Consider the following 10,812-nt stretch of genomic DNA (forward strand, 5'->3'; position numbering starts at 1 on the left):
GGCAGGGGCAGTTCATCGCGTCGCCGTCAGATGCGCGTACACGACGATGTTGCCGGTGTAACCGGTCCGTCGGTCGTAGCCGCCGCCGCAGGTGATGAGCCGCAGCTCGGGTCGGGCCCGGGCGCCGTACACCTCCCGGCTGGGGAAGTTCGCCTTGTCGTACGTCTTCACGGCGTAGACCGTGTAGACGGCCGTACGCCCGTCCGCGCGCCGGAGTTCGACGAGCCGTCCGGGCGTGACTTCGTCGAGGCCGACGAACACGGCGGGCCCGGCCCGGGTGTCGCGGTGCCCGACGACGATCGCCGTGCCGTTCTCCCCAGGGGACGGTCCGTCCGCGTACCAGCCGACCAGGTTGGAGTCGTCGTCCGGGGGCGCGGTGAGCTGTCTGTTGCGGTCGAGGCGCAGGTCCATGACCGGCGCCTCGACATCGAGGTAGGGAAGGGTGAGCGTGGTGGGGCGCGAGCGTGGGAGGAGGGCGGGCGCGCGGGGCGGCGCCTGCGTGCTCGGGCGGGCGGTCGGTGGGGTCGGTCCGCCGGATCCGGGCCGTCCCTCCGCAGGCCCGTCCCTCCGGGTCCGTGCGGCCGGGGGTGTTGGCCGGGCGGGCCCTGACCGTCCCTTCGCGGGCCCGACCTCGGGTGCCGGCGTGGCAGGCACCGGTCTCCGCTCCCGTACCGCCCTCCCCGCCCCGGCGTTCTCTGCGTTCCGGCCGGCCGGTGCGACCGGTGCGCCGCCGGTGGCGGTGACGGGTGCGGGGGCGGGATCGTCGACCCGGGCCCACCAGACGCCGCCCACCGCCAGGGTGACGGTCAGGACGACCGTGCGGGTCAGGCGGTAGGCGCGCGTCCGGCGCCAGGGCCTGGGCCGACGGGCGTGGTCAGGCCGCGCCATCGGCACGTCGCCGCGTCCGGAAGTAGACCACTCCCCCGACCACGATCAGGCCCACGGCAGCCGCACCGGCGACCGGCGAGAAGGCCTCCGCCCGGGCGACACCGCCGCCGCCCGCGGGAACCCCGCCGTGCGGACCGCCGGGACCGCCGCCGGGCCCGCCGGGGCCTCCGCCGGGGCCACCCGGGCCGCCGGGCGGGGTCGGTGTGCCGGTCGGGTTGCCGATCGGGCAGTCGACCTGGAACACCTTGTGCTTGCCCGCGCCCTGGCCGCCGACGATGTTCCAGGTCAGCTTGTACTGGCCGTCCGGCAGCGCGAGCGGCAGGGTGTGTCCGGTGCCGTCGGGCTCCAGATCGAGGGTGTCGGCGAGGGTGGCGCCGTTCGCCTCCAGGGGCTGGGTCTCGATGGACCACTCGATGTCCTGGCCGTCGGGGAGGTCGTCGAAGTTGAACGCGGCGAGGTAGAAGTCGCAGACCTTCGGCTCGTTGCGCTGGTCGTCGAAGGGCGTACCCACCTTGTGGATCTTGACGTCTCCGTTGTCGCCGGGGGCGGCGACGGCGGGGGCCCCGATGAGGGTGGTGCCCGCCAGCGTGAGGGCCGCGAGCGCGGCGGTACGGGCGCCGGTCCGGCGTGGACGGAGTGAGGTGGTCATGCGCGGTTCCTCCGAGTCAGATGATTTTCACACAAATCCCGCTTCTTCTGACTCTCTTTCACATGAGCACCCGCGAGGGCTGAAGCACCGCCCTACGCCCCGTTGGATATCACCCTTCCGGCCCTCTCCTGCTTCTCCGCCGGCGCCTGGGGCACCGACGAGCGCATCGCCGTTCCCGCCGCCAGCAACAGCAGCCCGCCGAGCATCATGAACGGCGCCGCCACGCCCGTGACCCCGGCGACCAGACCGGCCGTGGCGGGCGCGGTGACCTGGCCCAGCCGGTTTCCGGTCAGGCGCAGCGCGAGGGCGGTGGAGCGGGCGCCGGCCGGGGCGGCCTGGACGACCGTCGTCATCGACAGCGGCTGTCCGACGCCCAGACAGAAGCCCAGGGCCGCGAGCATGAGGGCCAGCCCCCACTCCGGCACCGGCAGCGCGATCCCCGCACACAGCAGCGCCGCCAGCAGACAGGTCACGGTGAGCAGCAGTCGCCGTCCGAGCAGCCGCAACAGCGGGGTCAGCACCAGACGGCACGCGATGGTGGCCGCGGCACGCAGTCCGAGCAGTACGCCGATCACCGCCGGTGGGACGCCCCGGTGCTCGCCGACCACCGGAAGGTAGGCGGTGAGAATGTCCGTCGCGGACAGTACGGCGAGGCTGACGAAGATGCCCCCGGGGACGCCCCGGGCGCGCAGGATGCGGTGCACGGCGACGCGATCGGCTTGCTCCGTACGGGACTTGACGGCCGTACGGTCCTCGACGCGCCACAGTGACGTGAACGACAGCGCGGCGACCGCGCCCGCGACCAGCAGGGCGCGGGCGCTGGTGGCCGCCATGTCGTGGCCGCCGATCAGCGCGCCCGCCGCGATCGGGCCGATGAACTGGCCGAGGGAGACGCCGATGGTGAAGTGGCCGAAGTTGCGGTCCTGTTCGTGCGGGGCGGACCGGCGGGCGACGAGCGACTGCCCGCCGATGACGAAGCAGAGGTGGCCGAGGCCCATCACCCCGCTCCACGCGGCCATCGCGCCAAGGGAGTCGGCAGTCGCGCCGAGAGCGCAGCCGCCGGAGATCAGAAGGGCGCCGACGGTCAGCAGGGGTGCGCAGCGTCCGTGGTCGGTGCGGCGGCCCAGCGGTACGGCGGCGAAGAGCGGGAGCAGGGCGTACGCGGCGGCGATCACGCCGATCGCCCGCTCGTCCGCGCCCAGCGCGAGGGCCCGGTAGGAGACGGCGGGCCGGGCCATCGACACTGCCCCCTGCGTGAAGCTGAAGGCGATGACGAGGCGGAGCAGCCAGCCGCGGTTCCCACCGGGCCTCATGGTCGTGTCCTCCATCGAACGGTCGGACAGGGAAGGGCGGTTGAGCGGGGAGTGGACCGGACGGTCAGATGATGCCGAACAGGATGCCTGACCCGAGGATGGCCAGCGATGTCAGCACGGCCCACTTGACCACGAACTTCGTGTGGTCGCCGAACTCGACCTTCGCCATGCCGACGAGGACGTACACGGCCGGGACGAGCGGGCTGGACATGTGCAGGGGCTGGGCGATGAGGGAGGCGCGGGCGATCTCCAGGGGGGAGACGCCGTGGGCGGCGCCGGCCTCGGCGAGCACCGGCAGGACACCGAAGTAGAAGCCGTCGTTCGACATGAAGTAGGTGAGCGGGATGCTGAGCAGGCCGGTGACGAAGGCCATGTGCGGGCCCATGCCGTCGGGGACGTTGTCGACGAGCCAGCGGGCCATGTGGTCGACCATGCCGGTGCCCGTGAGGACGCCGGTGAAGACGGCGGCGGCGAAGACCATGCCTGAGACGTTGAGGACGTTCTCGGCGTGGGCGCCGAGGCGGGCCTTCTGGTCGGGCATGTGCGGGAAGTTGACCGTGAGCGCGAGCGCGGCGCCGAGCAGGAACAGCACCGGGATCGGCAGCCACTCCATGATCATGGCGGTGAGCAGGGTGACCGTGAGCAGCGCGTTGAACCAGTAGAGCTTGGGGCGCAGGGTGGAGCGGTTCGGGTCGAGGACCTTCAGCATCCGGTCGTCGTCATCGTCGGTGCCGCTGTCGGTGGTGTCCTCGGCAGCCGGGCCGCCGGTGGGCGCGGCGGAGTCGCCCGCACCGGAGCCCACGGCCGACTTCGCTCCCGAACCGGCGCCGACGAGCACCGTCTCGGACTCCTGCTCCGGCTCCTCCACCAGGACCACGTCCAGGGAGAGCACGCCGAGCCGCTTGCGCTCGCGGAGGCCGAGGACGTACGAGAGGGCGATGACGAAGGCCAGGCCGACCGCGAGGGCCGGGATCATCGGGACGAAGATGTCGCTGGCGTCGAGCTTCAGGGCCGTCGCGGCGCGGGCGGTCGGGCCGCCCCAGGGCAGGGTGTTCATCACACCGTTGGCCATCGCGGCGACGCCGGTCATCACGACGAGGCTCATCTTGAGGCGCTTGTACAGGGGGTACATCGCCGAGACCGTGATCATGAAGGTGGTCGAGCCGTCGCCGTCGAGGGACACGATCGCCGCGAGGAGCGCCGTGCCGACGACTATGCGCAGCGGGTCGGCCTTGGCGAACTTCAGGATCCCTCGGACGATCGGGTCGAAGAGACCGACGTCGATCATCACACCGAAGTAGACGATCGCGAACATGAGCATCGCCGCGGTGGGGGCGAGGCTGGTGACGCCGTCGATGACGTAGTCACCGAGCTTGGCGCCCTTCCCGACGAAGACGCAGAACAGTGCCGGGATCAGTACGAGCGCCGCGATCGGCGACATCTTCTTCAGCATGATCAGGACCAGGAAGGTCGCGATCATCGTGAAGCCCAGGATGGTCAACATGAGTGGGTTACCTAACGTTCGCCCTTGAACTCCCACCGGAGTCGGCAGTGCGTTGACGTTAGGTCGCCCCCACAAGTCTTAACAAGATGTTGACGCGCGAGCAATAAGCGCAAAACTCCAGGTCACAGCGTTGTGCCTGTTGGCGCGAGTTCGATGGGTACACCATTCAGTACGGCATTGCCCGACAGCGGGTCCAGCAGACTGCCGTCGAGGAGCTGGTTGACGTTGACACCGGGGTCGACTGCGGCGTGCGCGAGGCGGGTGCCGGGCCGGTCGTGTCCCCACCCGTGGGGCAGGCTCACGACCCCGCGCCGTACGACGTCGGTGACCTCGGCGGGAGCCACCACCTCTCCCCCGGCGCCCTTGACGCGCACCGGGGCTCCGTCGAGCACGCCGAGGCGCGCGGCGTCCTCGGGGTGGATGTGGAGGGTGCAGCGGTTGGTGCCGCCGGTGAGCGCGGGCACGTTGTGCATCCAGCTGTTGTTGGAGCGCAGATGACGCCGGCCGATGAGCACGATCCCGGCGGGGCGCTCGCGCATCGCCGCGCGCAGCCGCGGCAGGTCGTCGGCGATGGGCTGCGGCAGAAGTTCGATCTTCCCGCTGCGCGTCTTCAGGGGCTGCGGCAGACGCGGCCGGAGCGGCCCGAGGTCGATGCCGTGCGGGTGGGCGAGCACCTTCGCCAGGCTCAGACCGTCCGGCCGTACGCCGAAGCCGTCGCCGTACGGGCCCAGGCGCAGCATCAGGTCGAGGCGCCGCTCGGGACCGGTGTCCCCGCCCAGCTCCTTGGCCAGCTGCTGCGGATCACGGCCGTGGACCGGCGAGTGGGGTTCCTTGACGGCCTTGCCGAGGGTCTGGTCGACGACCATGGCGTCCACGGCGGCGGGGTCGGCGCCGTGCATGCCGGTCGCGGCCAGGACGAGCCGCGCGAAGATCTCGGTCTCGGCCATCCTGCCCGGCTCCAGGGGGACGGCGGGGCGGTTGTAGCGGACCTGGTTGCGGACGGCGAGCGTGTTGAGGGCGAAGTCGTGGTGCGGGCTCTGCGAGGGCGGAGGCGGCGGCAGTACGACGTGCGCGTGGCGCGAGGTCTCGTTCAGGTAGGGGTCGACGCTCACCATGAAGTCGAGGGAGCCCAGCGCCCTGTCGAGCCGGTTGCCGTCGGGCGCGGAGAGGACGGGGTTGGCGGCGACGGCGATGAGGGCCCGGATCGGCTCGCCCTCCGCAGTGGGGGTGTCGATCTCCTCGGCGAGCGCGGAGAGCGGCAACTCGCTCTTCGCCTCCGGGTGTTGACTGACCCGCGAGTGCCAGCGGCCCAGCGCGAACCCATGGCCGGGCCCGGCCGGCCGGGGCGTTTTGTCGGTCGCCGCCTGCGGGAAGAGGGCGCCGCCGGGCCGGTCGAGGTTGCCGGTGAGGATGTCGAGGACGTCGACCAGCCAGCTGGCGAGGGTGCCGTGCGGGACGGTGCAGCTGCCGATGCGGCCGTAGACGGCGGCGGTGGGCGCGGCGGCGAGTTCGCGGGCGAGGGCGCGGATGGTGCCGGCGTCCACGTCACAGGCCTCGGCGACGGCGTCGGGAGTGAAGTCCCGTACGGCCGCCTCCACTTCGTCGACGCCTTGGACGTGCGGCGCCAACCCGCCCAGGTCGACGAGGTGTTCGTCGAACAGGACGTGGGCCATCGCGGCGAGCAGAAGGGCGTCCGTACCGGGGCGGATCGCGATGTGCCGGTCGGCGAGCTTGGCGGTGCGGGTGCGGCGCGGGTCGATGACGGTGAGCGTGCCGCCGCGCGCCCTGAGGGCCTTGAGCCTGCCGGGGAAGTCGGGCGCCGTGCACAGACTCCCGTTGGACTCAAGGGGGTTGGCGCCGATGAGCAGCAGATGGTCGGTGCGGTCGAGGTCGGGTACGGGGATCGCGTTGGCGTCGCCGTACAGCAGCCCGCTGGAGACGTGCTTGGGCATCTGGTCGACCGTGGAGGCGCTGAAGACGCTGCGGGTGCCGAGGCCGGCGATCAGGACCGGCGGGTAGAGGGCACCGGCCACGGTGTGCACGTTCGGGTTCCCGAAGACGGTGCCGACGGAGTTCGGCCCGTACCGCTCGACCACACCCCGGATGCCGACGGCGACGGCGTCGAAGGCCTCCGCCCAGCCGGCCTCGCGCAGCTCGCCGTCCCGGCGTACGAGAGGGGTGCGCAGCCGGTCGGGGTCGCTGTCGAGGGCTCCGAAGGAGGCGCCCTTGGGGCAGATGAACCCCTGGCTGAACACGTCGTCGCGGTCACCACGGGCCCGGGTGACCCGGCCGCTCTCGATGGTGAGCGTCAGTCCGCAGGTGGCCTCGCACAGGGGGCAGACACGCAGGGCGGTGCGGGACTCGGCACGGGAGTCGGTGGGGCTGGACACGGGTCCTCCCGGAGGGGTGGCGGCGACGGTGACGCACGGTCGCCACCGAGCATACCGACCGGTAGGGATGGAGGGGAGGGGTTGCGCGTGCCCACCTCGGCCGGTCCGCGAGCCGACCGGGACCTCAGTCGAGCACCCGCGCCAGATACGCCCGCAGCAGTTCCCGCGTCTCCCCGATGATCCGCTCGTCCCCCTCCGGGGCCACCCGGAAGGCCAGGTGGACCAGGGTGTCGGCGGTCTCGACGGCGACCAGGAACGTACGGCGCAGGTCGTCGTCCGGTTCGCGGCCGATGACGTCGGACAGGAGGGCGGTGAGGGTGTCGGCGACGAGGTGGTTGGGTCCGGCGTCGCGTTTGCCGACCGGGATCTGGTTGCCGAAGTCGACGAGGGAGAACCCCGGCGCTGTCCGCTTCATGGCCAGGTACTCGTCGAGCACGGCGTCCATGGCCTCGCGCCAGCCGCCCCCGCTCTCCTGCCCCAGGCGCTCGGTGACGCGCGTGATGTAACGCTCCAGGTTCCGCTGGGCCAGCGCGTCCGCCATGGCGCGCTTGTTGCCGAAGAAGCGGTAGACGGAGCCTATGGGGACGCCGGCGCGTATCGCCACCGCCCGGGTGCTCAGGGCGTCGTAGCCGACCTCGTCGAGAAGGTCGGCACAGGCGTCGAGGATTCTGGTCAGCCGTTCGGCACTGCGCCGCTGTACGGGCGCACGACGTAGCGAGGTCGCTGGGGGCACGGGCTTCATCATGCCGCTCCATGACGATCCGGTGAACCTCACCCCTCACTTTCCCCCTCTTGCGTCAGCGAACGCCGAATCCTACGGTGAAGCATAGGAATGAGGGCGAGGGAGCGAGGGAGCACAGATGAGTGAGGACGCGCGGAAGGTCGCCGAGGGACTTTCCCACCTCTCCGGCTTCGGCAACGAGCACAGCTCGGAAGCCGTCCCGGGCGCCCTGCCCGTGGGGCGCAACTCGCCCCAACGCGCGCCCCTCGACCTCTACGCCGAGCAGCTCAGCGGCACGGCGTTCACCGAGCCCCGTGCCCACAACCGCCGTTCCTGGCTGTACCGCATCCGCCCCTCGGCCGCGCATCCCCCGTTCACGCCCACCGGCAACGGCTCGATCCGCACGGCCCCCTTCACGGAATCCGTGCCCGATCCCAACCGGCTGCGCTGGAACCCGCTGCCCGAGCCCCCGGCCGGGACGGACTTCCTGGCGGGCCTGTGGACCCTCGGCGGCAACGGCGACGCCACCCAGCGCAGCGGTATGGCCGTGCACCTCTACCACGCCAACTCCTCGATGGAGCGGGTGTTCAGCGACGCCGACGGGGAGCTGCTGATCGTCCCGGAGGTTGGCGGGCTGCTGCTGCGCACCGAGTTCGGGCTGCTGTTCGTCGAACCCGGCCATGTCGCGCTCGTCCCTCGCGGGGTGCGCTTCCGGGTGGAGTTGGTCGACGCCTCCGCCCGCGGTTACGTGTGCGAGAACTACGGCAGCCCCTTCCGGCTCCCCGACCTCGGCCCGATCGGCGCCAACGGGCTGGCGAACGCACGGGACTTCCGGGCGCCCGTCGCGGCGTACGAGGACGTCGAGGGTCCGGTGGAGGTGGTCAACAAGTTCTGCGGCAACCTGTGGACGGCCGTGTACGACCACTCCCCGCTCGACGTCGTCGCCTGGCACGGCAACCATGTCCCGTACGCCTACGACCTGCGCCGCTTCAACGTCCTCGGCAGCCTCTCGTACGACCACCCGGACCCGTCGATCTTCACGGTGCTGACGTCCCCGTCGGACACTCCCGGACTCGCCGGCATCGACTTCGTCGTCTTCGCCCCGCGCTGGCTGGTGGGCGAGGACACCTTCCGGCCGCCGTACTTCCACCGGAACGTGATGAGCGAGTACATGGGGCTGATCGAGGGCGCGTACGACGCGAAAGCGGAAGGGTTTCTGCCCGGCGGCGGCTCGCTGCACAACATGATGTCCGCGCACGGGCCCGACCGGGAGACCTTCGACCGGGCCGGCGCCGCCGAGCTGCGGCCCCAGAAGGTCGACGACGGGCTGGCGTTCATGTTCGAGACCCGGTGGCCGGTGACCCTGACGGCACAGGCGGCGCGGGCGGAGCATCTGCAAACCGGGTACGACGACGTGTGGTCCGGCCTTCAACGGCACTTCCGCCCGTTGCACTGAGCGTTCACGACCGGTACGGATACCTCCGTGACCTCCTTCGCGCCGGACTCGATCGTCCTGAACCGCAAACTGCCGCTCTGGTACCAGGTTTCGCAGTCCCTGCGCGCCTCGATCCTCGGCCGCTCCGCGCGGGACCCGCTACGGCTGCCCACCGAGGAGCAGTTGGCGGGGCACTACGGCGTGAGCGTGCTGACCATGCGGCAGGCGCTGAAGGAGCTGGAGGACGAGGGGCTGATCAGCCGCCACCGCAGGCGCGGCACGTTCATCGAGCCGGACGCCCGACGCGGCGTTCCCGTACGGCTGCTGGGCTCGGTCGACGCGATCGTCGCCCAGCAGTCCGGCATGACCACCGAACTCCTCGACCACGGCAGCGTGCCCGTGCCCACCGAACTCGCCGAGTACTTCCCGGATCTCGCGGAGGTGGCCACGTACCACCGGCTGCGCGGCGACGAGGAGACCGGCGAACCGACCAACCACGCCCGCAACCACGTCCGTCCGGAACTCGCCGAGCGCATCGACCGGCGGGATCTGGTGCGCTGGCCGATGACCAAGGTGCTGCGCGATGTGGTGGGCGTGGACATCAGCCGCATCACGGACACCGTCCAGGCCCGCCTCGCGGACCCGGAGACGGCCCGGCTGCTCCGGGTCCCGCTGCTCAGCCCGATCCTGCACTACACGGGCGTCACGTACGACGAGGACGGCCGGGTCCTGGACGTGGCCGTGATCCACTACCGGGGCGACCGCTTCTCCTTCACGGTGACTCTGGACGCGACGTAGACGAGTCATGGCGATCCGCAACCGACGGGCCCCGTCGACCCGACGCCGGAGGGCAGTACGGCTGTGTGAGCCAGCGGGCACTCGGGGTGGGAAGGCCGGCCTGGTGGCCGCCGGGTCCAGGCGGGCCAAGGTCATGGCCGATGCCCGCGGCATCCGCCTGGCCACCCCCGACGAGTTCGCCTGCTTCCGCGGCACGACCCGGCATGTCACTCCAGGCTCCGGTCACCCGTCGGCGGAAGCGTATCCACCAGGGCCCCGGCATGCTCCGTCGCGTCCGGCGCCGCTTCACCCACCGGTACGGCGACGGTGTACGAACGCGCCGCCCTCTCGCCCGGCCCGCTCGCGGCCGGCCGCTCCTCGCCGCGCGCCTGGGCGCCGATCTCCTCGACCAGCGCCTCGGTGTCCATGACCATGCCCACCGGTCCGGACGGGTTGACGTACAGGGCGTACCCGTCGGGAAGCTGCTGCTCCACGAGTTCGGCGACCGGGACGAGCCGGGCCGCGAAGTTTCCGACGGCGCGGTAGTAGAGGGGCGAGGTGAAGACCGGGACCACCGGTTCGTCCTCCGCCGACAGCACGGCCAGCGCACCGCCGTCGGGCGCGGTGAGCACCGCGACCTTGGCGGCGGCCAGCGTACGCAGCACGTCCCCGGTGGGCCCGTATCCCGTCACGGCGAGCTGGATGGCGGAGTCGACCGGATCGTTGGGGGTGGGCCAGCCACGGGCCTCAGGTGAGGGGCGGTACTCCTCGTTGTCCTCCCACTCCACGATCTCGCCCGTGCCGTCCGTCCGCCAGCGGCCGGGGATCGCCCACTCCGGCGGCACACCCCCGTTCCCGTCCTCGCTGTCCCCCTCTCCCGACCAGGCGGGATCGGGCACGCTCACCCAGTGGTCGGGCAGACGCCTGGCGGCCTCGACGACCTCCTCGGGCGGTTCGGGTATCTCCCGGGCGTCCTCGTCGATCTCCGGGACGTGCCCGCCGTCGTGCTCAGTCACGGACGTTCCCTCCGGAAACACCAGCCACGATTCTTCCTTTCACGCTTTCGTTCTTTCGTTCTTTGGTTCGTTGGTTCTTTCCTGGACATGCACAGCGGTCGAGCGGTGCGCGGCGGGAC

At 71.5% G+C, this 10,812-nt stretch carries 9 protein-coding genes; 2 read left to right on the forward strand and 7 right to left on the reverse strand.

The window, feature by feature from the left end:
* Nucleotides 1-12: 12 nt before the first annotated feature.
* The 6 genes from IEY89_RS07235 to IEY89_RS07260 form a co-directional block, all read right to left on the reverse strand.
* Nucleotides 13-888, reverse strand: a complete 876-nt coding sequence (locus IEY89_RS07235; protein WP_189146423.1) for a class F sortase — start codon at nt 886-888, stop codon at nt 13-15.
* Complete coding sequence (locus IEY89_RS07240; RefSeq protein ID WP_189146424.1) at nt 875-1,537, reverse strand: hypothetical protein; 663 nt, start codon at nt 1,535-1,537, stop codon at nt 875-877. The genes IEY89_RS07235 and IEY89_RS07240 overlap by 14 nt, the downstream gene beginning before the upstream one ends.
* A 92-nt stretch (nt 1,538-1,629) precedes the next feature.
* Nucleotides 1,630-2,850, reverse strand: a complete 1,221-nt coding sequence (locus IEY89_RS07245; RefSeq protein ID WP_229695076.1) for an MFS transporter — start codon at nt 2,848-2,850, stop codon at nt 1,630-1,632.
* A 64-nt stretch (nt 2,851-2,914) separates the two neighbouring features.
* Complete coding sequence (locus IEY89_RS07250; protein ID WP_189146426.1) at nt 2,915-4,354, reverse strand: CitMHS family transporter; 1,440 nt, start codon at nt 4,352-4,354, stop codon at nt 2,915-2,917.
* Between the two features lie 122 nt (nt 4,355-4,476).
* Nucleotides 4,477-6,744 carry a molybdopterin oxidoreductase family protein gene (locus tag IEY89_RS07255; RefSeq protein ID WP_189146427.1) on the reverse strand — a complete coding sequence of 756 codons (2,268 nt, stop codon included), beginning with the start codon at nt 6,742-6,744 and terminating at the stop codon, nt 4,477-4,479.
* Nucleotides 6,745-6,868: 124 nt separating this feature from the next.
* Nucleotides 6,869-7,486, reverse strand: coding sequence for a TetR/AcrR family transcriptional regulator (locus IEY89_RS07260; protein ID WP_189146500.1), 618 nt, complete (start codon nt 7,484-7,486; stop codon nt 6,869-6,871).
* Between the two features lie 118 nt (nt 7,487-7,604).
* On the opposite strand from IEY89_RS07260, the gene hmgA reads away from it, so the two are divergent.
* Both hmgA and IEY89_RS07270 read left to right on the forward strand, forming a co-directional pair.
* Nucleotides 7,605-8,921, forward strand: a complete 1,317-nt coding sequence (gene hmgA / locus IEY89_RS07265; RefSeq protein ID WP_189146428.1) for a homogentisate 1,2-dioxygenase — start codon at nt 7,605-7,607, stop codon at nt 8,919-8,921.
* A gap of 27 nt (nt 8,922-8,948) precedes the next feature.
* Nucleotides 8,949-9,698: a GntR family transcriptional regulator gene (locus IEY89_RS07270; RefSeq protein WP_189146429.1), complete on the forward strand. Its 750-nt coding sequence runs from the start codon at nt 8,949-8,951 to the stop codon at nt 9,696-9,698.
* 206 nt (nt 9,699-9,904) lie between these two features.
* On the opposite strand, the gene IEY89_RS07275 is transcribed toward IEY89_RS07270, so the two are convergent.
* Nucleotides 9,905-10,693: a type VII secretion system-associated protein gene (locus tag IEY89_RS07275; protein ID WP_229695077.1), complete on the reverse strand. Its 789-nt coding sequence runs from the start codon at nt 10,691-10,693 to the stop codon at nt 9,905-9,907.
* Between the last annotated feature and the right edge of the window lie 119 nt (nt 10,694-10,812).

Origin of the sequence: Streptomyces lacrimifluminis (assembly GCF_014646095.1) — a bacterium.
Classification (GTDB): domain Bacteria; phylum Actinomycetota; class Actinomycetes; order Streptomycetales; family Streptomycetaceae; genus Streptomyces; species Streptomyces lacrimifluminis.

Excerpts from the sequence above, each read along its gene's own strand:
- IEY89_RS07250 (WP_189146426.1), bottom strand. The coding sequence starts at position 4,354 with ATGTTGACCATCCTGGGCTTCACGATGATCGCGACCTTCCTGGTCCTG.
- hmgA (WP_189146428.1), top strand. The coding sequence starts at position 7,605 with ATGAGTGAGGACGCGCGGAAGGTCGCCGAGGGACTTTCCCACCTCTCC.
- IEY89_RS07260 (WP_189146500.1), bottom strand. The coding sequence starts at position 7,486 with ATGAAGCCCGTGCCCCCAGCGACCTCGCTACGTCGTGCGCCCGTACAG.
- IEY89_RS07235 (WP_189146423.1), bottom strand. The coding sequence starts at position 888 with ATGGCGCGGCCTGACCACGCCCGTCGGCCCAGGCCCTGGCGCCGGACG.
- IEY89_RS07240 (WP_189146424.1), bottom strand. The coding sequence starts at position 1,537 with ATGACCACCTCACTCCGTCCACGCCGGACCGGCGCCCGTACCGCCGCG.
- IEY89_RS07245 (WP_229695076.1), bottom strand. The coding sequence starts at position 2,850 with ATGAGGCCCGGTGGGAACCGCGGCTGGCTGCTCCGCCTCGTCATCGCC.